Raw genomic sequence first — 24,461 nt, 5'->3', positions numbered from 1 at the left:
ACGCTCAAAGTAGCGTCTTTTTTATGCTAAAAATTAAGTGTCACTATTATTTTTATTGTTGATTTTATTACTGATTTTATTATTGTTATTTAATTTTTGGCGTTAGCCAACCCTTGGCTTAATCTCCGATTGGAGCTGGGTCCATCCTTGTTGCTATAAACAAGCTAGCAATCATCGAACAGTGTAATAAAAGGACAAGAGCTGAGAGAGAAATATGTTCATGACTTGGGGGAGCACAATTCACATATTTAATCTTTGGGGAAGACAACTCCCTCAATCCTTGCCGAAACCTTGGTAACTCTTCAGTCAATCTATAAAACAGCACACTAAATCACAGCCTTCCTTGGCGCGCCACACTCGTTATAGCGCTGGATCATCATTGATCCTGTGAATAAAATGACAAGACTAGAGAGAGAAATATGTTCATGACTTGGGGGAGCACAATTCACATATTTGATCTTGGGGGAGATAACTCCCTCCCCAGTCTTGCCGAAACTTTTGCATTGTCTTTGTTCGTTTGGTTTGTCGGTTTTAATACTATTTCCCAATCTTCGCTGGGTTCATCAATTTGGACGACAAGGCCGGACTAAAAAGGGCGCTGTTATTATTGTTGTTAGCACATCTTTTACATCGTTAGCGTTATCAGCAGGGCGATATGCAATCTCGTCCGGCCTTGTCTATTCGGGCACGTTTAACTTGTTGTACTGGCACTCAATTGCCATGCAGCGCTTAACCTATGGTGCGTAGCTCGTTATTGAGCTGTTTAATCCTTTTCTGCAGTTGGGCAATCTCGCTCATTAATGCGCATTCTCTTTGCTGGGGTTGCAGATCGCTTTCCCGCACCCATTGATAGACTGCCTTGGCAGATAAACCGTATTGACGTGCAACATCCGACAGTAAGCGACCTTGCACTTTAACCTCGGTGATAACATGTAGCTTGAGACTATTTTCTGCGATTCCCATGAGCGTTCCCTCTTTTACTGCTTTCTAACTAAAATATGACCGTTTGCGTTGCCTTTTATTGATGATATTGACGCTGTTCTAAATCCCACTGGCTCAGACCTAGGTGGCGCAGACAAATCCATTCGTGGCGACATAGTGCGATAAAGTTCATGACTGTTTTCATACTTCCTCCTTCATGGCCTTAAATTCTCGAGTTCATTTTCTGTCTCGATAGGTCCATTTAATTTGGATTAATCCTGTTGAAGTCGACTTGAGTTTTCGGCGATTTCTACCGCGTCTAACTGTCTACTCACTTAGTAGTATGTAAAATTCGTGCCAATATTCTAATTTTAATTTTAATGTTTAAAATCATTAGTTTGTATATTGAATTAAAACGGCGTGATTTTTTAGTGCTGACAAAAAAGGTGCAAGACGCACTATTTCGGTGCCATCGGCTTGATATGGAGCTGGGCGGTCTAAGCCAAGATTGAAGCCCGAAATCTGTATCTTTGCTGACTAAAATCTGGATTAGCAGAATTGAATATGGATAAAGGATTGTCTCGAGCGTAATTGCTTATATACTGCCTGCCTTGTGGCAATCCCTAGGTCATTCGTATTACTTAGTGTGAAGTGATATTTCTTGCCCTTTGAGCGGTATTCACAGTCATCAATCATATAAAGAGGTCATAAATGATGAAGTGTTTTCAGGCAGTGCAATCTAAACCATCCCTGTTAGCCATAGTGGTATTGACGACCGCGCTAGTTGCATCGGGTTGTACAACAATCAATCCCTATTCAAACGAACAACAAACCGCTAAAGCGACCAGTGGTGCATTGATTGGTGCCGTCGCAGGGGCTGCCATTGGCGTAGTCTCTTCGAGCAAAAGCGACCGCGGTAAAGGTGCTTTAATTGGTGCTGCATCAGGCGCGGCAGTCGGTGGTGGTATTGGTTATTACATGGATGTGCAAGAGACCAAATTACGCCAACAACTCGCCTCAACGGGCGTGAGTGTGACCCGTAGCGGCGATAACATCATTTTGAACATGCCTAATGAAGTCACCTTCGGCGTAGATCAAACCGAGTTAAGCGACGGCGCTAAACGCGTGCTGAACTCAATGGCGGTTGTGGCCAAGGAATACAGCAAAACGCAGCTTAACGTATTAGGTTATACCGACAGCAGTGGCTCAGACTCTTACAACTTACGTCTGTCACAAGTACGTGCGGGTGAAGTGGGTAATTACTTGATGAGCAAAGACGTCGCCTCTGCTCGTGTAAAATCAAAAGGCATGGGTGAAGCGAGTCCTATCGCATCAAATGCTAATGCCAATGGCCGCGCCCAAAACCGCCGCGTTGAGATTGTATTAACGCCGACGGGTCAATAGACATTAAGCATTCTAGTTTTACAAAAGTCGCCAGAGGGCGACTTTTTTGTTTCTGTAATAGGTATATTTAGCGATAAGTGCCCCGCAGATTTTAGCTAGACAATTTGTCCTCTCTAACCTGTGTTTTGGGTGATCTGCACCACAATCACATCACAGCAGTTTGCTTCGGGATGAGTTCAGCTTGATCCCTTTATCGATTTCACGTTCTGTATGGGGATAAGTCACAAGAATGACTTTTAGCGCCCAGAGGAGAATATGACTATGATAAGAAAACACGTGTTAGTTGCCTTGAGTTTAAGCCCTGTCATCATGGTGGCTGCTGTACAAGGAATGCCGATGAAAGCCGAAGTGACCACAGGAGCTGCGCCGATAGAGCTGCGCGCCGCAGGCAGTTTAAAGACTGCTATGAAAGATATTATTGCCGCTTATCAAGCCGAGTCGCAAACGAGTGTTGCGGCACAATATGCTCCATCTGGTTTACTGTTAAAACGCATTCAAGAGGGGGAAAAAGTCGATATTTTTGCCTCGGCGAATATGAAACATCCGCAGGCATTAGTGGATGCGGGTCAGGGGAAAGCGGTGCAAATGTTTGCCCGTAATCAACTCTGCGCAGTTGCTCAGGATAATGTTCAGGTGACGAGCGCAACGCTACTCGATACCTTATTAGATCCTAAGGTCAAAGTTGGCACCTCAACCCCGAAAGCCGATCCGGCGGGTGATTATGCCTGGGCCGTTTTTGCTAAGGCCGAAGCGGTAAAACCCAATGCGAAAGCCGCGTTAGAGACCAAGGCATTGCAACTGACGGGCGGCCCTGAAAGTGCTAAACCACCTAAAGATCGCAATCCTTATGGCTGGGTGATGGAAAACAAGCAAGCAGATATCTTTTTAACCTATTGCACCAATGCTGTGCTGGCTAAAAAAGAAGTGCCGAGTCTACAAATCATCGACTTACCGCAGGAACTCGCCGTGGGGGCCGACTATGGTTTGCTGGTTTTGCAGGGCGCTAATGCTGCCGCAACGCCGTTAGCTGAGTTTATTCTATCGGCAAAAGGCCAAGCTATACTGAGCAGTTATGGCTTTCAACCTCCGGCAAAATAGCCTTATTTAGTTTTTCAGCGAGATAAAAAACGGCACCCTTTCGGTGCCGTTTTTGTTATAAACTCAAATTGTTAAAGCGTTAAAGCGTTAAAGCGTTAAAGCGTTAAAACATTAGTGCGTTAGTGCATCAGATAGAGCGTCGCTAACCCGAGGAAGGCGAACAGGCCAACCACGTCAGTGACTGTGGTGAGCACCATGCCGCCAGCGAGGGCGGGATCGATTTTAAGGCGTTTTAAAATCAATGGAATACTCGCACCTGCAAGCCCAGCCACTGTCATGTTGATCAGCATGGCACTGCCAATTAATCCCGCCAGTGCCATATCATCCTTCCACAGCAACACGGCAACAAAGACTAAAATCGACCACATTAAGCCATTGAGAAAGCCAATCGATAATTCTTTACCGATAAGCCAACGGGCGTTGCTTTGGCCGATATGGCCTAAGGCAATACCGCGGATCACGAGCGCTAAGGTTTGATTACCAGCCACACCGCCCATGCTAGGGACAATTGTCATCAAGATAGCGATAGTGGCAAATTGCTCGATAGTGCCTTCAAACATATTGCTGACAGAGGAGGCGAGCAGTGCCGCGAACAAGTTAATCGTGAGCCAGAGTGAGCGACGTAGGGTACTTTTTAGCACAGGGCCAAAAGTATCCTCGTCATCGTCCATCCCCGCCATCCCCATCATGGAATGTTCGGCATCTTCGCGGATAACATCGACCACGTCATCGATTGTTATTCGTCCTAGCAGCTTGCCATCGCTATCAACAACGGGAGCTGATACCCAGTCATTGCGTTCGAATTTCTGCGCCACTTCACTGTCGGACATGCTCACAGGAATACTTTGGATATCGGGGTCCATGATGTTGCGAATTGTGGTGCTTGGCGCGCAAGTCAGTAGATCTGCCAGCCTGACACCGCCGAGCACTTTGTCCTGTTTATCGACGACATATAAGGTATCTGTGGTGTCTGGCAGGTTGCCCCTTTGGCGAAGATAGCGCAGCACCACATCGATATTTACATCGGGTCTTAAGGTGACGGTATCTGTGTTCATCAAGCTGCCGGCGGTTTCATCGGGATAGGATAAGGCCTGTTCTACCCGCTGGCGGTTTTGTTCCGTCATCGACTGCAGCACTTGCTTGTAAACGGCATCGGGAAGACTACGCAGAATATAGGCCAGATCATCGGTGTCCATGCTCGCCGTCGCTTTCGCAACTCGCTCAGGACTCATGCTGCGGATCAGCGGATCTTTGAGTTCCTCGCTTAACTCGTCGAGTATGTCGCCTATTTGTTCTTGATCGATAAGCTGCCACAGCACTTGTCTGGCGCTGGGTGGTGAGGATTCTAAGATCAGCGCGATATCTGAGGCGGCCATTTTTTGCAGCATGTTACGCACGTGCACAAACATGCCACTGCTAAGCGCTTGGTTTAACTGGTCGAGACTATGTCCGGTGTGATCGTTTTCTGAATTATCTACGGGCATTTGTCCTCCATAGTTGTCCGCCACTGTGCGGCAAATTGGTTCGAGAGTGCGCTGCTTGGCGCAGGGCTGAGACTTAGCGGTGACTTCGCGATAACTATGCTTCAGTCACAGATAGAGCGCTCTGGCATAGGTCATGCGTTTTACGCATAGATTAAGGCGGCTAAAACTAAGGTGAGTCAGCGGTAATGCTCGCTAGTGTAATCGCCTATGGTTCGTGCCGTCGAGCGACAAATATGTCGCCAAGCTTTTGAAACGAGATGTGAACTGCACAAATAAGCAGTGCTAAGTGTGATGTGTACTGATCTGAGTGCCTGTGTGGAACACTGAGTATGAAATCAAACTAACAGGCTTCGTCAAACTTAGCGTCGATTAAGGCACAAATGGCATCCAGAGCGGGCTCAGCATCTGGGCCTTCGGCGATAAGTTTAATGGTTTTACCCATGCCAGTCTCAAGCATCAATAAGCCGAGCACGCTGGCGGCAGATGCCTGTTTATCGCCTTGTATTAAGGTGATGGTCGCATCAAACTCGGATGCCAGTACCACCAACTTAGTGGCGGCACGGGCATGTAATCCCAGTTTGTTACAGATGGTGATCTGACGTTCAAGCTTTGGCATTATTCAGCTCTCGATGGCGGGCATAAACTTTATGTTTACCGTTACTAAAGCGTTTAGCCAATTGCTCTGCGACGTAAACCGATCTGTGTTGCCCACCCGTGCAGCCAATCGCCACAGTTAAATAACTGCGATTGTTGCGCTCGAGATGTGGCAGCCAAGTTTCCAGCAAATTTTCGATTTGCCAGATGAACTTATTCACAAGTGGTTGACGATTTAAGAACTCAGCCACGGGCTCATCTAAGCCTGTCAATGGACGCAGCGCCAGTTCCCAGTGTGGGTTAGGCAGAAAGCGTACATCAAACATAAAGTCGGCTTCAGTTGGCATTCCGTGCTTAAAGCCAAAGGACTCGAAGTTAATCACTAACTCTTTATCGACGCTGCCGAGCAGAATTTGTCTCACTTGATCGCTTAAATCATAGATATTCAAATTCGACGTATCTATGTAGTGATCGACCAGTTTTGACATAGGCTCGAGCAGTTTCCCTTCCAGCTTTATCGCTTCTTGCAAAGAGACTTGGCTCTTCGACAAAGGATGCAAACGGCGGGTTTCGCTGTAACGCTTGAGCAGAATTTTATCGCTGGAATTGAGGAAGAAGCTGGTTAACTCAGTATCAGGAGGCAGGCTCGCCAGTTGCTTCACTAAGACCTTGTCCTGCTCAGGCATGTTACGCACGTCGACACTGATGGCGACGAGATCGTTACTGCCTTTGAGTTGCTCAAGCAAAGTGCCGATTAAGGGCAAGGGAAGGTTATCGACACAATAATAGCCGAGATCTTCGAGTACCCTTAGGGCGACAGATTTGCCTGAGCCTGAGCGGCCCGACACTATGACCAGTTTCATCCAGTGATTACCTGATAGAGTTCCGTTTCATCATGCGTCTTGCGTAATTGCTTTAATATTTGCTTGTCGCTCAGCTTTTCGGCCATGCAAGACAAGGTACTTAAGTGTTGCTGACATTGGTCAGCAGGCACCAGTAGTGCAAATAAAATATCAACAGGTTGCTTATCGATAGCATCGAATGCTATCGGCTCTTCACACTTAATGAGTATGGCAATGGGCTGATCTATATCGGCTAGTCGACCATGTGGAATGGCGATGCCGTTACCTATACCTGTGCTCCCCATCTTTTCGCGCGCCACTAGGCTTTCGAATATCTCTTGAGATGAGAGGGTCGGGTACTGGGCAGCGACTAAGTCGCTGATGAGTTCCAGTACCTTTTTCTTGCTGCCCGGAGTGGCGCAGGTAGTGCACTCCGGCCGCAGTATGGTACAAAGTTCCATTATTAGTGTTTTGTTAACTTCTCTTTGTGTTTAATAACCTGACGATCAAGCTTGTCAATCAGGGCGTCTATAGCGGCATACATGTCAGCATGCTCTGAAGTAGCAAAAACTTCACCACCGATAAGATTTATTCTCGCTTCGGCAATCTGTTGCATTTTCTCGACATTGAGCACAACGTGCACATTATTGATCTGTTCGAAATGGCGTTCAAGTTTTGAAAACTTTTCTTCTACATATGCGCGTAACGATTCGGTAATTTCGACATGGTGTCCACTCAGGTTTATTTGCATAGAAACGTCCTCCGATATCCACTGTAGGTTATAAACTTTTACGCTGATTAGAAGGCGGAATGAGCATAGCCTCTCGGTACTTCGCAATGGTTCTGCGGGCTACGTTGATCCCTTGTTCTGCCAGAAGTTGCGCCATCTTACTGTCGCTCAATGGTTTTTTCTGGTTTTCCGCTGCAACCAGTTTCTTAATGAAGGCTCTGATTGCTGTGGATGAGCACTCCCCACCATCGTCAGTACCGACGTGGCTAGAGAAGAAGTATTTTAGTTCAAAAAGTCCCTTAGGGGTATGCATGTATTTCTGTGTCGTCACTCGTGAGATGGTCGACTCATGCATTTCTACCGCTTCGGCAATATCGTTAAGCACCATAGGTTTCATGGCTTCTTCACCGTATTCAAAGAAACCTTGCTGATATTGGACGATACAGTTCGCCACCTTCAACAGGGTATCATTACGGCTCTCTAAACTCTTGATAAACCATTTAGCCTCTTGCAGATGACCACGAATAAATTGGCTATCGGCTTGGCTTTTAGTGCTGCGCGCCATCGAGGCATAATGTTGGTTTACATTGATTTTTGGCATGCAGTCAGGATTCAGCTCAACCACCCAGCGGCCATTTTTCTTCGACACTGACACATCTGGGATGACGTATTCGTCATCGTTGGGCGTAATCAATAAACCTGGGCGGGGATTGAGGGTTTGGATAAGCGCGATGCCGTCTCTTAACTCATCCTCTTTTAATTTAGTCTTACGCATCAACAATCTAAAATCGCGGGTGGCGATCAGATCTAAATGATCTTTGATCAGCATGCGGGCGTTTTCTAGGTTGGGCGTGTCAGCGGCGAAATGCGACAGTTGGATCAACAGGCACTCGCTTAAATCGCGGGCGGCAACACCAATGGGATCAAAATGTTGAATGCGCTTGAGTACGGCTTCGACTTCGTCGAGCTCGACCTCCGAATTGCCCATGGCTTCGAGGATTTCGTCAGTGCTTTGGGTGAGATAGCCTTGATCGTCGATGGCATCAATAATGGCGGTGGCAATGGCTAAATCGGTTTCAGAAAACGGCGTGAGGTTTTTTTGCCATTCTAAGTGTTCATACAAGCCTTCACTGGTCTCACCTTGGAAGGGCATATCGTCTTCACGACTGCCGCCGGGGCCAGAATTGGGTGAGGCGGTGAACACTTCATCCCATGTGGTGTCCATGGGGAGTTCGTCGGGCATGGACTCTTTCGTGAGCGACTCTGCCGTGTCTATGGTGGAGCTGTCTTTTTCTGGCGGCAGGGTGCTAGATTCACTGAAATCCGTATCGGATAGCGTTTGGTTTACAGGGTCTTTAGTGGCGTCGAATTGATCCTCTTCCAGCTCGAGAAGGGGATTAGAATCTAAGGCTTGCTGGATCTCTTGCTGCAGTTCTAATGACGACAGTTGCAACAGACGTATGGCCTGTTGTAATTGTGGCGTCATGGTTAACTGTTGACCCAGTTTGAGCTGGAGTGACGCTTTCATGTTACCGCTGATCCCTACGTTATTATTGTTGGATGAGGTCGCTTGTTATCATCTTGAGTGGAGTCCAATGTTGGCATAAATTGCCTGCATTGGCTCCGCTTGATTAACTATAGCCTGAATTGTTCACCTAAGTACACAGCCCTAACTTGCTGATTGTCTAAGATCTCTGCGGGTGTTCCTTCGGCAATCAAGTTTCCGTGACTCACGATATAGGCATGTTCACACACATCTAATGTCTCACGGACATTGTGGTCTGTGATCAACACGCCAAGGCCACGACTTTTGAGCTGTTCGATAATCTTTTTAATGTCGATAACCGAAATCGGATCGACACCAGCAAAGGGTTCATCGAGCAAAATGAACTTAGGATTTGCTGCTAACGCCCGCGCAATTTCGACACGGCGACGTTCACCGCCCGACAATGACATGCCTTGGCTGTCACGGATATGGGTGATGTGGAACTCTTCAAGCAGATGTTCTAGCTCTTCTTCCCTTTGCTCTTTTTTCAGTTCTTTACGCGTTTGCAGCACGGCCATGATGTTGTCATGGACGGTCAGTTTACGGAAGATACTGGCTTCCTGCGGCAAGTAACCTATGCCTTTGCGGGCACGCAGGTGCATAGGATCTGCGGTTAAATCATCATCGTCGATAAAGATATGGCCTTTATCGCTTTTAACCAGACCAACGACCATGTAAAAGGTTGTGGTTTTACCCGCGCCGTTCGGGCCGAGTAGGCCAACGACTTGACCGGTTTTTACCGTCAGACTAACGTCTTTAACCACTTGGCGACTCTTGTAACTCTTCGCCAGATTTTGTGCTCTTAGGGTGATTTGGGTCATTTAGAGTCCTGCTTTTTCACAGGTTTATCTGCTGGCGCGTCTGGTTTGGCATCATCTTGATAGCTTTCTGGCTGAATAATCGTTATCACGCGATCGTCACCACTGCCGGTGCTCTCAGCAATCAATTTTTGCTGGATGATGTTGTAGCGGATCAAATTACCCGTCACTTGGCTGCCCGCTTGATCTAACGAGGCTTTGCCTTTAAGTGTCAGGGTGCGGCTCGCCATATCGTAACGAATTTCTTTCGCGCTCGCCGAGGCTGGACGGCCATCGTCTAATACTTGGCTGTACGTCGCAGGGTTGCCAGTGGCCACTAAAATTTTGCTATTTTCACCTTCGGCAGAAAATGCACGCAGTTGATCTGCATGGATTTTAATCGAACCTTGGGTGACTTCAACCGGACCAAAGAAGATGATCTGGTTGTTCTTGATATCTGCCGTTTGGCTCACAGCCTTGATTTTGACTTCCTGTTTCAGGTCGTCAACTTTAGCAAAGGCGCTCATGCTCATTATTAGCATTAGGCTGGCAAGTAATACGTTATTTTGCTTCATATGTTCCTACTACCTGACTGGTCAATTGCACTTCTTGCGCGTTGAGGTCGGCATAAAGGCCTTGGCCTTGAATATTAAAATCTTTCCCTGTGACGTAAATGGTGCGGTCAGAGGTCATTATCATCGTATTGAGATCGAGTTCCAGATAACTGGTGGACAAGGTCTGGATCGGTTCTTCTGGGCTAATGGCATCAATAATAACATTGTTTTCTAATACAACCTTGCCCGTTTCCTTGTTTAGCTTGCCCTGATCTGCTCTGAGTTGCCATTGTGCTTTACCTTGGTCTGGATAAACAAGATAAACAGGTTGAGTAAAGTAAGTTTGATTCGTTGAATCATAATGTTCCATGTGTTTCGCCGTCACACGGCTATTGACTAGCCCTTGTTCATTGAACTCAACACTGCGCAGATCTTCAACGATGAAATCTGGGGTATTTTGATCTTTTACTCTGTTATCGGTATCACCGCTGTGTTTGTTCTGCACTTGCCAATAAAGCACTAATGCAGTTCCAAAAAAAGCGATAATCGCGAGTGTCACACGACTCATATACTCATTCCATGGGCCGAAGTGAATTTATTTTGACTGAGTAGCAATAGATCTGTGAGTTCACGCAAGGCACCGTGGCCGCCATTGAGCGTAGTCACAAAGTGGGCGTGCTGACGAACATAGGGATGACCATCGGCTACGCTGACTGCTAAACCGACGACATTCATCACTGGCAGATCGACAATATCATCACCGATATACGCCACTTCTTCTGGGGTAACACCATAGAGTGCGAGCAATGCTTCATAGGGCTCGAACTTATTGTCTACGCCTTGGTAAATATGGGTTACGCCAAGCGCCGTCATACGGTTTTCAACGATTTTGGATTGACGTCCAGTGATAACGGCAAGATTAAAGCCGCTGGTGAGTATCGAGCGCACGCCATAGCCGTCGCGAGTGTGGAAGGCTTTTAGCTCTTCGCCGCTATTGCTTAGGTAAATACGACCATCTGAAAACACCCCGTCGACGTCACAGATCAACAGTTTAATCTTTTGCGCGCGTTGCCACACATCATCACTGATTGGGCCGTAAAATCCTTGCTGTGGCATTAAATGACTCCTGCTTTAACCATGTCTAGCATGTTAAGAGCGCCGATTGGATGGCGGTCTTTATCGATAACAATTAATCCGTTGATGTTTTTTGAGTCCATCACTTGCAGCGCTTGGGCGGCCAACACACCGTCTGTGATGGTCACGCAGTTACGGGTCATCACATCGGCGATGGGCGTAGTGCGTAGATTCACTTCGGCATCGATAACGCGGCGTAAATCACCATCGGTGAAGATACCAACCAGCTTGCGCTGATCATCGATAATCGCCGTCATGCCTAAGCCTTTTTTGGAGATTTCGTACAGGGCTTCTGTGATGCAAATATCGTGGTTAACGAGCGGTAAGTCATCACCGCTATGCATGACATCGCAGACTTTTAACAATAACTTACGCCCTAAAGCGCCGCCAGGATGGGACATAGCAAAGTCATCACGGGTAAAGCCTTTCGCTTGTAGTAGCGCAATGGCAATCGCATCGCCCATTACTAAGGTCGCGGTAGTACTTGACGTTGGCGCGAGTCCCAGTGGGCAAGCCTCTTCGGGTACTTCAATACATAAATGTACTTTAGATAAGCGCGCCATGTTCGATTCGGGTTTACCTGTTACCGCGATAACGGGCACGCCCATACGTTGGATGACGGGCATTAAGGTGAGTATTTCGCTCGACTCACCGGAATTTGAAATCGCTAAAATCACATCGTTATCGGCTAATACACCGAGATCGCCGTGGCTGGCCTCACCCGGATGCACAAAAAATGCGGGCGTTCCTGTGCTGGCGAGGGTGGCAGAAATCTTATTGCCGATATGGCCCGACTTGCCCATTCCCATGACAATCACTTTGCCTGTGCAGTTAAGGATCAACTCGCAAGCTTCTGCAAATTCGGCCGAATCAACATATTGATAAAGATTGTCTAGGGCTGACTTTTCAATGTCGATAACTTTACAGCCCCATTGGCGCAGTTGTGATTTGTCTACCATGTCTATCTCTCTTTTTGCATTGTCTTTGTCGCCCCATTGATGGGATTGGAATAGCACAATTTGGTACGCGATAAAGATGATATGTAATAGGCTTTCTGCCAAGTTTTAGTTTGTTTTCAGACGATTTAGCTTATGTCTTGTTGTGGTGAATTCCCTAAAGCAACAAAACAATTGCGGCAGGCTAGAGCGATTGATCCGACTCGTCAAGTTCAGCTGCGGCAGCTATTCATGCACAATAACCTGTTTAGCGGTCGAAGGTCTTGAGCAATATCATCGTCTTTGTCGTTTATTTCAATGGATTTATCCCGTATCGCGGCGGGTATTACCGCACGGGATGCCTCTATTTCACACTCGTATATCGACTCATCGCACCTAAAAGTGGACGAAGAGCGAGCTAAGTGCGAACGAATTAGCCAATATCGCCAATTCTGCAACTAGGTTGAAAACATTAAGTAACATTTTACCTGTGCAGAGTGAAAACTTAGGGCGCATTTTCGCTGTAAATGAGGCAAATTGAAAGTATCGCAGGGCGATAGTGTCGATTCGGTTGTAGGTTAAAGCGCAATTACGTACAATTTGCGGCTCTTCGATTGGTCAGTCTAGGAAGACTAGGATCACCTCTTTTGCAAATGTCGGAATCAAGCATGACTCAAGAACAAACGCCGTTGGTTGAGATCCGTAATTTGGGGTTTAGCCGCGGTCAGCGTGTGATATATGAAGATATTAGCCTGTCCATTCCAAGGGGCAAGGTGACGGCGATCATGGGGCCGAGCGGCATAGGCAAAACGACCCTGTTAAAGTTGATCGGCGGCCAGTTAACGCCTGACCACGGACAAGTGCTATTTGATGGCCACGATATCCATGGCGTGAGTCGCAATGAATTATTTAGTCTGCGTAAGCGGATGAGCATGCTGTTTCAAAGCGGCGCGCTGTTTACCGACATTAATGTGTTCGATAACGTGGCCTTTGCGCTGCGCGAACATTCAGGTCTGCCAGAAGACATTATTCGCACTATCGTGCTGATGAAGCTTGAAGCCGTAGGTTTACGTGGTGCCGCCCAGATGATGCCAAGTGAATTATCCGGTGGTATGCAGCGCCGCGCGGCATTGGCCAGAGCCATCGCGCTTGAGCCTGAAATGGTGATGTACGATGAACCTTTTGCCGGCCAAGATCCTATCTCTATGGGCGTGTTAGTGAAGCTGATCCGTGAGTTATCCGATGCGCTGAATCTGACTTCAATTGTAGTGTCCCACGATGTAGATGAAGTCCTCGGTATTGCCGATTATGTATATGTGGTGGCTGACAAAAAAGTCATCGCCCACGGTACCCCTGAAGAATTAAAGTACGCTGATAATCCACAGCTAAAACAGTTTATTCAAGGTGCTCCGGACGGCCCCGTGCCGTTCCATTATCCGGCAAATGATTACCAGCAAGAATTAATGGCAAAAGGAGTTGGCAAGTGAAGTTAATCGACAGTATTGCCGACTTAGGCCGCAGCGCGATTGAGCTAGTGCTCGGTTTTGGCCGTGCAGGCCTTATGCTGTGGGGCGCGATTTTTCGCTGGCCACGCGTGCGCAAAGGCTTTCCATTATTAGTACGCCAGATTTATGTGGTCGGCGTGCAATCTATGGTGATTATTTTAGTCTCAGGGCTTTTTATCGGCATGGTGTTGGCGCTGCAAGGCTACAACATCTTAGTTGGTTTTGGCACCGAAGAAAGCTTAGGCCCTATGGTGGCGCTCAGTTTACTGCGTGAGTTAGGGCCAGTGGTTACCGCACTTTTGTTTGCGGGACGTGCGGGTTCAGCCTTAACCGCTGAAATTGGTTTAATGAAAAGTACTGAGCAGCTATCGAGTTTAGAGATGATGGCTATCGACCCATTAAGGCAGATTATTGCACCGCGCTTTTGGGCTGGGGTGATCAGTATGCCATTGCTGGCGTTAATGTTTACCGCTGTGGGTATTTACGGTGGTCACATAGTCGGCGTGGAATGGAAGGGAATCGACAGCGGGGCGTTTTGGTCGATTCTGCAGGCGTCGGTCGAATGGCGTCAGGACATAGTTAACTGCTTGATCAAGAGTGGTGTGTTTGCCGTAGTGGTGACTTGGATTGCGTTATATCGCGGTTATCAAGTGATCCCAAATCCGGAAGGCATCAGCCGTGCAACGACTCAGACTGTGGTTCAGTCGAGCCTTGCTGTATTGGCATTAGATTTTTTACTGACAGCCCTGATGTTTGGCCGCTAACGGAACACTGCGGATTTCGACACAGGTAAGATGGATTAACAGAGTGGTAGCCGAACATGTTGACACGAAAAATTGAATTATTAGTGGGTGTGTTTCTTTTAACGGGATTGGCCGCTTTTTTGGTCTTAGTCTTTAACGTCGCCAATATTGAAGTTAAAAGCAGCGATAGCACTTATACCATAAAAGCCAATTTCACCAATATTGGTGGCTTGAAGGTACGTTCGCCCGTTAAGGTTGGCGGTGTTGTGGTTGGCCGCGTCAGTGGCATTGATTTAGATCCCGTTAAGTTAGTGGCTGTGGTCACCTTAGTGATGGATAAGCGTTACGATAAATTCCCAGAAACCAGTAGTTTAGCTATTTTGACTTCGGGTTTATTGGGCGAGCAATTCTTAGGGTTAACACCGGGTTTTGTCGACGATGATGTCAGTATGCTCAAAGATGGCGACAAGATTGATGACACGCGCTCGGCATTAGTGTTGGAGGAACTGATTGGTCAGTTCTTATATAGTATGGGTTCGAAGGATAAATAGGGGTTACCGCTATGTTTAAAAACTTATCTCGTTTTTTACTGCCGTTAGTGATGGTTTTAGGGACAACGAGCGCTGTTGCCGCCGATGTGGTGGTCGACACTAATGATCCGTATGCCATGGTGAAAGCCGTTGCCAATAAAACCTTTGATCGTTTTCATAAAGATAAAGCGTTAATCGATGCTGACTCAGATCATTTAAAGGTGATCGTTCGTGAAGAACTAATGCCTTATGTCGATTATAAATACGCATCTTACAAAGTCTTAGGCCAGTATCTTAAGGATTCAACCGAAGATCAGCGTAATCGTTTCGTCGATGCCTTTGAAGGTTATTTAGTGTCGACTTATGCCCAAGCTTTTACTGAATATACCAATCAAAAAGTGGAATTTTCACCTGGGGTTGATTTCAGCAAAGAGAAAATGGTGGATGTGAACGTGCAGATCATCGAAGCCGGCCGTCCGCCAATCAAACTGCTGTTTAAGGCACGCCGTTTGAAAGATGACTCATGGAAGGCATTCGACTTAGTCGCCGAAGGTGTGAGCTTATTGTCTTCTAAGCAGTCTGAAATCTCGAATCTGATTCGCCAGCAGGGTATCGATCCTGTGATTAAGATGCTCGAAGATCGCACCAAAGAAAAAGTGACCATCAAGGCTAAATCAGGGAAGTCGCAGTCGTGATTGAATTTGTGCAACAAGGCACAGTTTGTCATCTCAAAGGGCGCATAACCCAAGCCGATGTCATTACACTTTGGCCACGGCGGCAACAACTGCTGGGCGAGTCTACTCAGATATTGTCTTTATCTGGGCTTGAATACAGTGATAGCGCTGGCATGGCATTTTTGCTGGCGTTAGTGCGTGAACATGGCAGCCAACTTGAATTGAGTTCTGCCTCGCCACAACTTAAAAAACTCATCGATTTATATGATTTACATGCCTTCTTTACCGAAGAAGCGCATTGAGAATAGGGTAATAGATTTCATGGAATGCAGCTTAATCGAACAGATTTTACGTGATGCGTTAGGGCTTGAAGAAGTTCACGCTAGCTCGGATGGTAGCCATTATAAAGTGATCGCCGTAGGCGAATGCTTCGATGGTATGAGCCGAGTCAAACAGCAACAAGCCATTTATGCACCGTTGACGGCACACATTGCCAGCGGTGAATTACATGCATTAACGATCAAAACTTTCACGCCGACTCAATGGAAACGCGAAAAAGTTTTCAACATGCCTAGCTAGTGAGGAAAAGTGGATAAACTAACAATTCAGGCAAGCCCCCCGCTTGCCGGTGATGTGATCATTTCAGGTGCTAAAAATGCGGCTCTGCCTATTCTGATGGCAGGCGTATTGGCCGAAACCGATTTTGTGGTTTCTAACGTGCCGAATCTTCGCGATGTGACTACTAGCTGTAAATTATTACGCTGCCTCGGTGCTGAAGTGACTGAGCTTGGCGACGGACAGATCCGCATTTCAACCACTAATCTGAATGAGTTTTGCGCTCCCTACGATCTCGTGAAAACCATGCGCGCGTCTATCTTGATCTTAGGGCCGTTATTGGCGCGTTATGGTACCGCAGACGTGTCATTGCCAGGCGGCTGCGCCATTGGCGCAAGACCGGTGAACTTACACTTACATGGCCTCGAAATGATGGGGGCCAAGATTGAAGTGAAAGAAGGCTATATTAAAGCCCGTGTTGATGGTCGTCTTAAGGGCGCACACATTTTCATGGACATGGTGAGTGTCGGCGCAACTGAAAACTTACTGATGGCTGCGGCGTTAGCCGATGGCGAAACCGTTATTGAAAACGCGGCGCGCGAACCTGAAGTGATCGATTTGGCGAATTGCTTAATTGCCATGGGCGCAAAAATCACCGGCGTAGGCAGTGCAACCTTGCGTATTCAAGGGGTTGAGCGTTTACAGGGGTGTAATTACCGCGTGATGCCAGACCGTATCGAAACCGGTTCATTCTTGGTTGCTGCTGCGGTAACCCGTGGCCGTATTCGTTGCCTAAAAGCCGATCCTGCATCACTTGAGTCAGTTATCGCTAAGCTTGAAGATGCGGGCGCTAAGATTACGACCGGCGAAGATTGGATTGAACTCGATATGCAAGGTAAGCGTCCAAAGGCGGTCAATATCAAGACGGCACCTTATCCCGGTTTTCCAACGGATATGCAGGCGCAGTTCTGTGTGCTTAATGCCTTAGCGCAAGGTACGGCAACCATTACCGAGACCATCTTCGAAAACCGCTTTATGCACGTGCCAGAGCTTATTCGTATGGGCGCAACCATGGAGCTTGAAGGTAATACCTGCATCATCCAAGGGATTGAATCCTTAAGTGGTGCGCAGGTGATGGCGACGGATTTACGCGCATCAGCGAGTCTAGTGATTGCGGGTTTAGTGGCCGATGGCAAGACGATTGTCGATCGTATCTATCACTTAGACCGTGGTTACGAGCATATTGAGAATAAGTTCCAAGGTTTAGGCGCGCAGGTTGTGCGTACTCAGTAACGAGTTATTGAGTTAAGACAGAGGGATTAAATCTCGACCCAATAAAAAACCAGCTTAAAAGCTGGTTTTTTATTATCTGCGTTCGCAATGACGGGCATCGTTCTAGTTATCGACCACAACCTTCTCATCGATAATCACAGGTAACTCCTGTTGTTTACCTTGGCGTATCACAGTCATCATCACTTTCTTACCCGGTGTGGTTTCAGCGATGCGGTCCATCAGCATTTCAACACCTGGCACATCTTCACCATCGTATTTAATAATCACATCCCTTGGCATTAAGAGGGCTCGCGCCGCAGGGCCATTAGGATCGACACCTGTAACGAGCACACCTTTTAGGTCGGGTAGATTAAGGATCTGCGCCACCACAGGGTTAATTGGCTCGCCAGAAATCCCTAAGGCACCACGGATCACGCGGCCATTCTTAATCAACTTACCCATAATGCTGTGGGCCAATTTAATCGGGATAGCGAAGTTAATCCCATGGCCGCCGCCTTCTTCACCCACTTGGAATGCTGCGGTATTAATACCGATAAGGCTGCCGTTAGTGTCAATGAGGGCGCCGCCAGAGTTACCGGCATTAATCGCCGCATCGGTTTGCAAAAAGTCTAAGTATCCAGAACTTAAGCCGTTACGACCCGTGGCACTTATGATGCCTTGGGTAATGGTTTGGCCTAAATTGTAGGGATTACCAATGGCGAGTACGACATCACCAACTTGAGGCGGACTGTCGAGGTTAACGGGGACAATCGGTAAATTATCGCCTTCAATCTTGAGTACCGATAAATCGGTTTCAGGATCAAAACCTACCACTTCAGAGGTAAATTTGCGTCCATCTTGCAGGGCGACAACAATCTCGTCGGCCTTTTTAATGACATGATAATTCGTAAGAATATAGCCTTCTTTGCTCATTATCACCCCAGAACCTAGGCCCTGTAGCGAGCCCGAGTTAAGAGGGCGGTTCTGATCTATGCTGAGACTATAAATGTTTACAACGGCAGGGGCTGCGCGGCGGACCGCCTTGGCAAAGGAGAGCTCGACTGTGTTGTTGGCTCGGGTTTGTAGCAGGCTATTACCGAGGGATTGGTTATCGAAATAACGGGTTACCAATAAAAACATGGCCGCCATGATAAGACCGAAAAGGGTGGCTTTACCGAGATATAATAGTGTGTCTTTTATCGTCATGGCAGGATGGATCTTGAAAAAGGTGAGTTAGATTAACATGTTTAATCTATGTAAGCATAGGGAACCTAAGCTCCCTATGCTTATGTGTGGTAGAAAAAATGGCCTATATTAGTCGATTAACGTAGGACTAAATACAACATGCTCTTATCACGCATGATCTTCAGTGCCACCGCACCTTCTTGATCTTTTAGCTGTGCTTTAAGTGCCTTAAGATCTTTAATTGCAGTACGGTTAATACCGACAATCACATCTCCTTTTTGTAAGCCACTCATTGCCGCAGGTGAACCTTGGGCGACATCGGTAATTTCAATGCCCTTAGATGTGTTTTCTAAGGATGCACCTTGCAACATAGGATGCACGGCGCCAGCCGCAGATTCACTGGTTTGGCTTGCTTCACCTAAGGTCACCTTAACGGTTTTCTTATCTCCGTCACGGATGAGTCCTAACTCAACCTTAGCACCCGCACCCATAGTGGCGACTTTGGCTCGCAGTTCTTGGAAGGACTTAATACCACGGCCATCGACGCTGATAATGATATCACCCGCTTTAATACCGGCTTTTTCGGCGGCACTGTCTTTGGCTACTTCATTCACGAAGCCGCCGTGCTGGGTGTCTAAACCAAAGCCTTGGGCGAGTTGGCTATCAAGATCGCGTCCCGAAATCCCCAGTACTCCGCGGCGTACTTCACCGTGTTCGGCAATTTGCGCGACCAAGTTTTTCACCATATTGGCTGGGATCGCAAAGCCGATACCAACGTTACCACCCCCCGGCGCTACGATTGCGGTGTTAATCCCAATCAATTCCCCGTTTAAGTTAACGAGTGCACCACCCGAGTTACCACTGTTAATCGCGGCATCGGTTTGAATAAAGTTTTCCAGCATTTCTATGCCTAAACCGCTACGGCCTAAAGCACTGACAATACCTGAAGTCACGGTTTGCCCTAAACCGAAGGGGTTACCAATGGCAACGGCAAAGTCACCAACACGTAAGTCGTCAGAGTTTGATGACTTGATTGCGACAAGATTTTTTGCCTCAATTTGCAGCAATGCAATATCCGATTCTGAGTCAGTACCAATGAGTTTGGCCTTTACTTCACGACCGTCATGTAGACCAACTTGAATATCATCAGCACCATCAATCACGTGGTTATTGGTAACGATATAGCCCTTTTCGGCATCAATAATAACGCCTGAGCCTAAGCCTCTAAAAGGACGTTCCTGCACTTGCTCCTGTGGCGCATTGGGGCCAAAGAAGTAACGGAAAACATCAGGCACTCTTTGTTTTGAAACATGAGTCCCCGTAACGGCTACGGACACAACAGCAGGTGTCGTACGCTCAAGCATGGGCGCAAGACTTGGAATGGATTGTCCCTCAACCGTCTGTGGAATGGCGGCCTGTGAGACGACAGGCATCATAGTCAGGGTCGCGGCTAACATTGCGGCTGAAAGTACAGATAATTTTGTTTTCATCTATTCATAACTCCAAATAAGGGTTGAACGATCTGGATGTAATGCATCAGCTATTGTGCGAGTGCCAGATCAAATCTGTATCGGTACCGGCTATTTGCCTAGGTAACCATTCGGACACGCACCTAATTGAAAAAGTTCATCATATTAACAAATGTTAATTTTTTTGAGCCTATTTTATCGGCTGTTTCATACTCGTTACTGAGTGGGAAACTGTGGGCAAGATACTCATTTTTCAAGCCCTGATATCAGCAAGTTTTGCCGATTAAAATGACCTACAGCATAGAGGTTTATTCGCCGTTTGTATGCTGTTTAGCGTTGAGGCAAAAGTCGTATTCAGCATTAATATATCCTGCGTCACATTGGCCGTGCTAATATCATCGCAGTTTTAATAAAGGACATAAGAGAATTTAAAAGTGCCTCAGTTAAGCCCTTGGCAGCATTATCAAAAAGATCTTACCCGTGACGGTTTCTCCCATGATCCGGCCCAAGAAATTGCGGTCAAAGCATTACAACGTGTCTATGAAGACTTAACGGCGGCGGAAGAGCCGAGTTCTATCGTAGGGAAATTGTTTAGTGCATTAGGCTTAAAATCGGCGCCTGCTTCACCTAAAGGCCTGTATCTTTGGGGCGGTGTGGGGCGCGGTAAAACCTATCTGATGGATACTTTTTTTGATGCCTTGCCTGGCGATCAAAAGCTGCGGGCTCACTTCCATCGTTTCATGCATCAGTTACATTTAGATTTAGATGAGCTGAAAGGCGTGCGCGATCCCTTGCTGGTGATTGCGAAAAAGATGGCCGCGAAATATCGCGTTATCTGTTTCGATGAATTCTTTGTCTCCGATATTACCGATGCCATGTTGTTAGGTACGCTGTTTCAAGCGCTATTTAAAGAAGGCGTTGTGCTAGTCGCTACGTCTAACATCATCCCCGACGACTTATATAAAAATGGCTTACAGCGGGCACGTTTCTTACCCGCGATAGCCTTAATTAATCAACATTGTGAAGTACTCAATGTGGATTCTGGCATCGATTATCGACTACGCACCCTTGAGCAAGCGGAGATTTATCATCATCCGTTAGACGCACAAGCCGATGCCAATCTTATGCGTTATTTTAGCCAGTTAGCGCCTGAGTCAGAGGTGCTTACCGCCGACATCGAAATCGAAGGTCGTAGTATCAGTATTCGTCAGCAGGCGCAGGGCGTATTGTTGGCCGATTTTAGAGCGCTCTGTGATGGTCCGCGAAGTCAGCGTGACTACATGGAATTGGCGCGGATTTATCATACTGTACTGGTCAGCGGCATTGAGCAAATGGGTGCATTTCTGACCGGTGATGATATCGCCAGACGATTTTTAGCTATGGTCGATGAGTTTTACGAGCGCAATGTAAAGCTTATCGTATCGGCCCAAGTGCCACTCGAAGATATCTACGCCGATGGCTTGCTTAACTTCGAATTTAGACGTTGTCGCTCGCGTCTTATTGAGATGCAATCACACGATTATTTGAAAACAGAGCACCTGCCTTAACCCTGCGGCGCAAGAGTTTCGCTTTAACTCCCGTGTTAAATCACCACTGGCTTGTTAATCCTTCGGATGACAAGCCAGATTGGTCGATATTTTATAATTTTTATCAAAATATCAGGTGATTTTTAACTCAGCTTTGTCTATACTCCGCCACCTGCCCACGTTACTCCGCCAATTGGGCGGAAGTTGTAAGCCGAAGTCAGTGCTCGAAGGGGTGCTAAAAGGCAATTTTGTGTTGTTTGCAAATGCAGACAGCATGTGAGACAGAAAATTAACTTTGGGTTTTTGTAATAATGAAGACTTTTACTGCTACACCAGAAACCGTAACTCGTGACTGGTTCGTCGTTGATGCAGACGGCAAAACTTTAGGTCGTATCGCTACTGAAATTGCTACCCGTTTACGCGGTAAGCATAAGCCAGAATACACTCCACACGTTGATACCGGTGATTACATCATCGTTGTTAATGCTGAAAAAGTGACTGTTACTGGTAACAAAGCGAAAGGCAAAACGTACTACTCGCATTCAGGCTTCCCTGGTGGCATTAAGCAAATCAGCTTTGAAAAGCTGCAAGCGCAAAAGCCAGAAATGATCATCGAGAAAGCAGTTAAGGGTATGTTACCAAAAGGTCCTCTGGGCCGTGCCATGTTCCGTAAACTGAAAGTTTACGCTGGCGCAGAACATAACCACACTGCACAACAACCTCAAGTTCTTGATATCTAAACGGGATTAAGCAAATGGCTGCAACTCAGTACTACGGCACTGGCCGTCGCAAAACCTCTACAGCTCGCGTTTTCGCTAAAGCAGGTAGTGGCAACATCGTTGTAAATCAACGTCCTTTGGATCAGTATTTTGGTCGTGAAACTGCTCGTATGGTTGTTCGTCAACCTTTAGAGTTAGTTGAAATGACTGACAAGCTGGACATCTATGTAACTGTTAAAGGCGGTGGTATCACTGGCCAAGCAGGCGCAATCCGTCACGGTATTACCCGTGCTCTGATGCAATTAGATGAAGCACTGCGTCCATCACTACGTTCTGCTGGTTTCGTTACCCGTGACGCTCGTAAAGTTGAGCGTAAGAAAGTGGGTCTACGTAAAGCACGTCGTAAGCCACAATTCTCTAAGCGTTAATTCGTTTTTGGAATATCAAAAAACCCAGCCTATGCTGGGTTTTTTATTGGCTAAAATTTACGGTACTGGCGAATTCATTTAAATAAGAGACTCTGTTGTTGGGGTGTGCTGATATACAATCAATTTGTATTGAACGACTGAGTTTGAGGTGCGCATGACTTTTCAAGTTTTTATGCTGGCAGTAGCACTTGTGTTACTTTTAGAGGGAGTCGGCCCCTTACTCTTTCCGAACAAGTGGCGTCGTTATTTAAATGAACTCTCCCATCAAAATCAGCAGGTTATCCAGCGACTTGGTGGCGCGTTAGTCACGGCAGGAGTGGTGATCTTGGTGATTTTTGCGTAAAAAACAGCCTGCTTGCCCTTGCTTACTAAGATCTGTTAAAATTCTTTTTTAACCGCAACCTTGCAGCAAATAATGGGCAAAAACGTAGTTGTTCTCGGCACCCAATGGGGTGACGAAGGAAAAGGTAAGATTGTCGACCTTCTAACAGAACAGGCAAAATATGTAGTTCGCTATCAAGGCGGCCACAATGCTGGTCATACCTTGGTTATCGATGGTGATAAAACCGTTCTTCATCTGATCCCATCGGGTATCCTGCGCGATAATGTGAAATGCATTATTGGCAACGGTGTGGTGCTTGCACCTGACGCCCTGATGAAAGAGATCAACATGCTGAAAGATCGTGGTGTTCCTGTTGAGGAACGTCTGTTGATCTCTGAAGCGTGTCCGCTGATCCTACCATTCCATTGCGCCTTAGATATCGCCCGTGAAAAAGCACGTGGCAATAAAGCTATTGGTACAACTGGCCGCGGTATCGGACCTGCGTATGAAGACAAGATCTCCCGTCGCGGTCTGCGAGTAGGCGACTTGTTCAATGCTGAACTGTTTGCTGAAAAGCTGAAAGAAGTTATGAAATACCATAACTTTATGCTGACAGAGTACTATCAAGTCGAAGCTGTTGATTACGAGCAAACGCTAGCAGATGCTTTGGCTATGGCCGATTATCTGAAGAGCATGTGTGTTGACGTGACTGAACTGTTGGATACTGCGCGTAAAGCCGGTGAGCCAATCCTGTTCGAAGGCGCTCAAGGTACATTACTCGACATCGACCACGGAACTTATCCTTTTGTAACCTCTTCAAATACCACTGCCGGTGGTGTTGCGACGGGTAGCGGTTTTGGTCCACGTCACTTAGACTATGTCTTAGGTATCATGAAGGCCTACACCACTCGGGTGGGTGCAGGTCCATTCCCAACTGAACTGTTATGTGAAGTTGGTGATCATTTAGGTACTAAAGGTCATGAGTTTGGTGCGACAACGGGTCGTAAGCGTCGTCCAGGTTGGTTGGATGCTGTGGCAATGCGCCGCGCAGTTCAAATCAACAGTGTGAGTGGCTTCTGCTTGACTAAGTTAGATGTACTTGATGGTCTGAAAGAAGTGAAGATTTGTGTGGGTTATCAGAATCCTGATGGCACTATCTCTAAAGTGACCCCGCTTGCGGCTGAAGGTTATGAACTGGTTACGCCTGTTTATGAAACTATGCCAGGTTGGAGCGAGTCGACTTTTGGCGCGACATCCATTGAGCAACTGCCACCGGCAGCGATCAATTATATCAAGCGTCTTGAAGAGCTATTAGAAACACCAATCGACATTATCTCTACTGGTCCTGACCGTAACGAAACCATGATTTTGGTTAATCCGTTCAATTAAGACCTGTTAAGGCCGTGTTTCACGGCCTTTTTCTCTGCTTCTTTATGCCTTTCTCTGTTTAATTCTGCGGTTAGAAATTCAGCTCAAGCTCAAGAAATAGGTTAT

29 protein-coding genes are annotated in these 24,461 nt (G+C 46.9%); 15 read left to right on the top strand and 14 right to left on the bottom strand.

Annotation, left to right across the window (positions count from 1 at the left end; translation table 11 throughout):
* Positions 1–729: 729 nt before the first annotated feature.
* Positions 730–963 carry a transposase gene (locus DYH48_RS18130; protein WP_006083078.1) on the bottom strand — a complete coding sequence of 78 codons (234 nt, stop codon included), beginning with the start codon at positions 961–963 and terminating at the stop codon, positions 730–732.
* 672 nt (positions 964–1,635) lie between these two features.
* On the opposite strand from DYH48_RS18130, the gene DYH48_RS18125 reads away from it, so the two are divergent.
* Together DYH48_RS18125 and DYH48_RS18120 are read left to right on the top strand one after the other, a co-directional pair.
* Positions 1,636–2,325, top strand: a complete 690-nt coding sequence (locus tag DYH48_RS18125; protein ID WP_172481250.1) for a YiaD family glycine zipper/OmpA-like lipoprotein — start codon at positions 1,636–1,638, stop codon at positions 2,323–2,325.
* Positions 2,326–2,586: 261 nt separating this feature from the next.
* Positions 2,587–3,423, top strand: coding sequence for a molybdate ABC transporter substrate-binding protein (locus tag DYH48_RS18120; RefSeq protein ID WP_115335538.1), 837 nt, complete (start codon positions 2,587–2,589; stop codon positions 3,421–3,423).
* 119 nt (positions 3,424–3,542) lie between these two features.
* Here the strand turns inward: DYH48_RS18120 and mgtE are convergent, their stop codons facing one another.
* The 11 genes from mgtE to DYH48_RS18065 form a co-directional block, all read right to left on the bottom strand.
* Positions 3,543–4,907 carry a magnesium transporter gene (gene mgtE / locus DYH48_RS18115; RefSeq protein WP_115335537.1) on the bottom strand — a complete coding sequence of 455 codons (1,365 nt, stop codon included), beginning with the start codon at positions 4,905–4,907 and terminating at the stop codon, positions 3,543–3,545.
* Between the two features lie 340 nt (positions 4,908–5,247).
* Complete coding sequence (locus DYH48_RS18110) at positions 5,248–5,523, bottom strand: HPr family phosphocarrier protein (RefSeq protein WP_006083073.1); 276 nt, start codon at positions 5,521–5,523, stop codon at positions 5,248–5,250.
* Positions 5,510–6,364, bottom strand: a complete 855-nt coding sequence (gene rapZ / locus DYH48_RS18105) for an RNase adapter RapZ (protein WP_006083072.1) — start codon at positions 6,362–6,364, stop codon at positions 5,510–5,512. The genes DYH48_RS18110 and rapZ overlap by 14 nt, the downstream gene beginning before the upstream one ends.
* Positions 6,361–6,804, bottom strand: a complete 444-nt coding sequence (gene ptsN / locus DYH48_RS18100; protein WP_006083071.1) for a PTS IIA-like nitrogen regulatory protein PtsN — start codon at positions 6,802–6,804, stop codon at positions 6,361–6,363. Before ptsN ends, rapZ begins: the two co-directional genes overlap by 4 nt.
* A gap of 2 nt (positions 6,805–6,806) precedes the next feature.
* Complete coding sequence (gene hpf, locus DYH48_RS18095; protein ID WP_006083070.1) at positions 6,807–7,094, bottom strand: ribosome hibernation promoting factor; 288 nt, start codon at positions 7,092–7,094, stop codon at positions 6,807–6,809.
* A gap of 28 nt (positions 7,095–7,122) precedes the next feature.
* A complete protein-coding gene (locus tag DYH48_RS18090; RefSeq protein ID WP_115335536.1) occupies positions 7,123–8,601 on the bottom strand; it encodes an RNA polymerase factor sigma-54 in 1,479 nt (492 codons plus the stop codon).
* Between the two features lie 107 nt (positions 8,602–8,708).
* Entirely contained in the window at positions 8,709–9,440 is a 732-nt protein-coding gene (lptB, locus tag DYH48_RS18085; RefSeq protein ID WP_006086073.1) for an LPS export ABC transporter ATP-binding protein, read from the bottom strand.
* Entirely contained in the window at positions 9,437–9,991 is a 555-nt protein-coding gene (gene lptA, locus DYH48_RS18080) for a lipopolysaccharide transport periplasmic protein LptA (protein ID WP_006086072.1), read from the bottom strand. The genes lptB and lptA overlap by 4 nt, the downstream gene beginning before the upstream one ends.
* A complete protein-coding gene (gene lptC, locus DYH48_RS18075) occupies positions 9,978–10,538 on the bottom strand; it encodes an LPS export ABC transporter periplasmic protein LptC (protein ID WP_006083066.1) in 561 nt (186 codons plus the stop codon). Before lptC ends, lptA begins: the two co-directional genes overlap by 14 nt.
* Positions 10,535–11,086: a 3-deoxy-manno-octulosonate-8-phosphatase KdsC gene (kdsC, locus tag DYH48_RS18070; RefSeq protein WP_006083065.1), complete on the bottom strand. Its 552-nt coding sequence runs from the start codon at positions 11,084–11,086 to the stop codon at positions 10,535–10,537. Before kdsC ends, lptC begins: the two co-directional genes overlap by 4 nt.
* Positions 11,086–12,063 (bottom strand): KpsF/GutQ family sugar-phosphate isomerase, encoded by a 978-nt coding sequence (locus DYH48_RS18065; RefSeq protein ID WP_006086070.1) that lies wholly within the window; start codon positions 12,061–12,063, stop codon positions 11,086–11,088. The genes kdsC and DYH48_RS18065 overlap by 1 nt, the downstream gene beginning before the upstream one ends.
* Before the next feature lie 279 nt (positions 12,064–12,342).
* Here DYH48_RS18065 and DYH48_RS23755 point away from each other — a divergent pair, with 279 nt between their 5' ends.
* The 8 genes from DYH48_RS23755 to murA all read left to right on the top strand — a co-directional run bounded on the left by DYH48_RS23755 (position 12,343) and on the right by murA (position 17,339).
* Positions 12,343–12,501: a hypothetical protein gene (locus tag DYH48_RS23755; RefSeq protein WP_157600313.1), complete on the top strand. Its 159-nt coding sequence runs from the start codon at positions 12,343–12,345 to the stop codon at positions 12,499–12,501.
* Between the two features lie 206 nt (positions 12,502–12,707).
* Positions 12,708–13,526 carry a phospholipid ABC transporter ATP-binding protein MlaF gene (gene mlaF / locus DYH48_RS18060; RefSeq protein WP_063882287.1) on the top strand — a complete coding sequence of 273 codons (819 nt, stop codon included), beginning with the start codon at positions 12,708–12,710 and terminating at the stop codon, positions 13,524–13,526.
* Complete coding sequence (gene mlaE / locus DYH48_RS18055) at positions 13,523–14,308, top strand: lipid asymmetry maintenance ABC transporter permease subunit MlaE (RefSeq protein ID WP_006083062.1); 786 nt, start codon at positions 13,523–13,525, stop codon at positions 14,306–14,308. The genes mlaF and mlaE overlap by 4 nt, the downstream gene beginning before the upstream one ends.
* A 56-nt stretch (positions 14,309–14,364) precedes the next feature.
* Positions 14,365–14,838 (top strand): outer membrane lipid asymmetry maintenance protein MlaD, encoded by a 474-nt coding sequence (gene mlaD, locus DYH48_RS18050; protein ID WP_006083061.1) that lies wholly within the window; start codon positions 14,365–14,367, stop codon positions 14,836–14,838.
* Positions 14,839–14,849: 11 nt separating this feature from the next.
* On the top strand, positions 14,850–15,512 hold the full coding sequence (locus DYH48_RS18045; protein WP_011847818.1) for an MlaC/ttg2D family ABC transporter substrate-binding protein: 663 nt from the start codon (positions 14,850–14,852) through the stop codon (positions 15,510–15,512).
* The gene (locus DYH48_RS18040) at positions 15,509–15,793 is read left to right on the top strand and encodes an STAS domain-containing protein (protein WP_006083059.1); all 285 of its coding nucleotides are present in this window, start codon (positions 15,509–15,511) and stop codon (positions 15,791–15,793) included. Before DYH48_RS18045 ends, DYH48_RS18040 begins: the two co-directional genes overlap by 4 nt.
* Before the next feature lie 19 nt (positions 15,794–15,812).
* Positions 15,813–16,070 (top strand): BolA family protein, encoded by a 258-nt coding sequence (locus DYH48_RS18035; protein ID WP_006086065.1) that lies wholly within the window; start codon positions 15,813–15,815, stop codon positions 16,068–16,070.
* A gap of 9 nt (positions 16,071–16,079) precedes the next feature.
* Complete coding sequence (gene murA / locus DYH48_RS18030; RefSeq protein ID WP_006083057.1) at positions 16,080–17,339, top strand: UDP-N-acetylglucosamine 1-carboxyvinyltransferase; 1,260 nt, start codon at positions 16,080–16,082, stop codon at positions 17,337–17,339.
* A 102-nt stretch (positions 17,340–17,441) separates the two neighbouring features.
* Here the strand turns inward: murA and degS are convergent, their stop codons facing one another.
* Positions 17,442–18,524, bottom strand: coding sequence for an outer membrane-stress sensor serine endopeptidase DegS (gene degS, locus DYH48_RS18025; RefSeq protein ID WP_006083056.1), 1,083 nt, complete (start codon positions 18,522–18,524; stop codon positions 17,442–17,444).
* Positions 18,525–18,640: 116 nt separating this feature from the next.
* The gene (gene degQ, locus DYH48_RS18020) at positions 18,641–19,993 is read right to left on the bottom strand and encodes a Do family serine endopeptidase DegQ (RefSeq protein WP_011847817.1); all 1,353 of its coding nucleotides are present in this window, start codon (positions 19,991–19,993) and stop codon (positions 18,641–18,643) included.
* A 413-nt stretch (positions 19,994–20,406) separates the two neighbouring features.
* On the opposite strand from degQ, the gene zapE reads away from it, so the two are divergent.
* From zapE to DYH48_RS17995, 5 genes are all read left to right on the top strand, one after another.
* A complete protein-coding gene (gene zapE, locus DYH48_RS18015) occupies positions 20,407–21,519 on the top strand; it encodes a cell division protein ZapE (RefSeq protein WP_115335535.1) in 1,113 nt (370 codons plus the stop codon).
* Positions 21,520–21,809: 290 nt separating this feature from the next.
* Complete coding sequence (rplM, locus tag DYH48_RS18010; protein ID WP_006083053.1) at positions 21,810–22,238, top strand: 50S ribosomal protein L13; 429 nt, start codon at positions 21,810–21,812, stop codon at positions 22,236–22,238.
* Between the two features lie 14 nt (positions 22,239–22,252).
* Positions 22,253–22,645 carry a 30S ribosomal protein S9 gene (gene rpsI, locus DYH48_RS18005; RefSeq protein ID WP_006083052.1) on the top strand — a complete coding sequence of 131 codons (393 nt, stop codon included), beginning with the start codon at positions 22,253–22,255 and terminating at the stop codon, positions 22,643–22,645.
* Between the two features lie 154 nt (positions 22,646–22,799).
* The gene (locus DYH48_RS18000) at positions 22,800–22,988 is read left to right on the top strand and encodes a DUF2065 domain-containing protein (RefSeq protein ID WP_006083051.1); all 189 of its coding nucleotides are present in this window, start codon (positions 22,800–22,802) and stop codon (positions 22,986–22,988) included.
* Between the two features lie 72 nt (positions 22,989–23,060).
* Positions 23,061–24,356, top strand: a complete 1,296-nt coding sequence (locus tag DYH48_RS17995; protein WP_006083050.1) for an adenylosuccinate synthase — start codon at positions 23,061–23,063, stop codon at positions 24,354–24,356.
* Positions 24,357–24,461 lie beyond the last annotated feature (105 nt).

It is taken from the genome of Shewanella baltica (assembly GCF_900456975.1).
Classification (GTDB): Bacteria; Pseudomonadota; Gammaproteobacteria; order Enterobacterales; family Shewanellaceae; genus Shewanella; species Shewanella baltica.
This window is presented reverse-complemented; position numbering and strand designations above follow the sequence as displayed.

What these genes read in the sequence shown, in the direction of transcription:
- DYH48_RS18130 (WP_006083078.1), bottom strand. Translation starts at nt 963, where the DNA reads ATGGGAATCGCAGAAAATAGTCTCAAGCTACATGTTATCACCGAGGTT.
- DYH48_RS18125 (WP_172481250.1), top strand. Translation starts at nt 1,636, where the DNA reads ATGAAGTGTTTTCAGGCAGTGCAATCTAAACCATCCCTGTTAGCCATA.
- DYH48_RS18120 (WP_115335538.1), top strand. Translation starts at nt 2,587, where the DNA reads ATGATAAGAAAACACGTGTTAGTTGCCTTGAGTTTAAGCCCTGTCATC.
- mgtE (WP_115335537.1), bottom strand. Translation starts at nt 4,907, where the DNA reads ATGCCCGTAGATAATTCAGAAAACGATCACACCGGACATAGTCTCGAC.
- DYH48_RS18110 (WP_006083073.1), bottom strand. Translation starts at nt 5,523, where the DNA reads ATGCCAAAGCTTGAACGTCAGATCACCATCTGTAACAAACTGGGATTA.
- rapZ (WP_006083072.1), bottom strand. Translation starts at nt 6,364, where the DNA reads ATGAAACTGGTCATAGTGTCGGGCCGCTCAGGCTCAGGCAAATCTGTC.
- ptsN (WP_006083071.1), bottom strand. Translation starts at nt 6,804, where the DNA reads ATGGAACTTTGTACCATACTGCGGCCGGAGTGCACTACCTGCGCCACT.
- hpf (WP_006083070.1), bottom strand. Translation starts at nt 7,094, where the DNA reads ATGCAAATAAACCTGAGTGGACACCATGTCGAAATTACCGAATCGTTA.
- DYH48_RS18090 (WP_115335536.1), bottom strand. Translation starts at nt 8,601, where the DNA reads ATGAAAGCGTCACTCCAGCTCAAACTGGGTCAACAGTTAACCATGACG.
- lptB (WP_006086073.1), bottom strand. Translation starts at nt 9,440, where the DNA reads ATGACCCAAATCACCCTAAGAGCACAAAATCTGGCGAAGAGTTACAAG.
- lptA (WP_006086072.1), bottom strand. Translation starts at nt 9,991, where the DNA reads ATGAAGCAAAATAACGTATTACTTGCCAGCCTAATGCTAATAATGAGC.
- lptC (WP_006083066.1), bottom strand. Translation starts at nt 10,538, where the DNA reads ATGAGTCGTGTGACACTCGCGATTATCGCTTTTTTTGGAACTGCATTA.
- kdsC (WP_006083065.1), bottom strand. Translation starts at nt 11,086, where the DNA reads ATGCCACAGCAAGGATTTTACGGCCCAATCAGTGATGATGTGTGGCAA.
- DYH48_RS18065 (WP_006086070.1), bottom strand. Translation starts at nt 12,063, where the DNA reads ATGGTAGACAAATCACAACTGCGCCAATGGGGCTGTAAAGTTATCGAC.
- mlaF (WP_063882287.1), top strand. Translation starts at nt 12,708, where the DNA reads ATGACTCAAGAACAAACGCCGTTGGTTGAGATCCGTAATTTGGGGTTT.
- mlaD (WP_006083061.1), top strand. Translation starts at nt 14,365, where the DNA reads ATGTTGACACGAAAAATTGAATTATTAGTGGGTGTGTTTCTTTTAACG.
- DYH48_RS18045 (WP_011847818.1), top strand. Translation starts at nt 14,850, where the DNA reads ATGTTTAAAAACTTATCTCGTTTTTTACTGCCGTTAGTGATGGTTTTA.
- DYH48_RS18035 (WP_006086065.1), top strand. Translation starts at nt 15,813, where the DNA reads ATGGAATGCAGCTTAATCGAACAGATTTTACGTGATGCGTTAGGGCTT.
- degS (WP_006083056.1), bottom strand. Translation starts at nt 18,524, where the DNA reads ATGACGATAAAAGACACACTATTATATCTCGGTAAAGCCACCCTTTTC.
- degQ (WP_011847817.1), bottom strand. Translation starts at nt 19,993, where the DNA reads ATGAAAACAAAATTATCTGTACTTTCAGCCGCAATGTTAGCCGCGACC.
- rplM (WP_006083053.1), top strand. Translation starts at nt 21,810, where the DNA reads ATGAAGACTTTTACTGCTACACCAGAAACCGTAACTCGTGACTGGTTC.
- rpsI (WP_006083052.1), top strand. Translation starts at nt 22,253, where the DNA reads ATGGCTGCAACTCAGTACTACGGCACTGGCCGTCGCAAAACCTCTACA.
- DYH48_RS18000 (WP_006083051.1), top strand. Translation starts at nt 22,800, where the DNA reads ATGACTTTTCAAGTTTTTATGCTGGCAGTAGCACTTGTGTTACTTTTA.
- DYH48_RS17995 (WP_006083050.1), top strand. Translation starts at nt 23,061, where the DNA reads ATGGGCAAAAACGTAGTTGTTCTCGGCACCCAATGGGGTGACGAAGGA.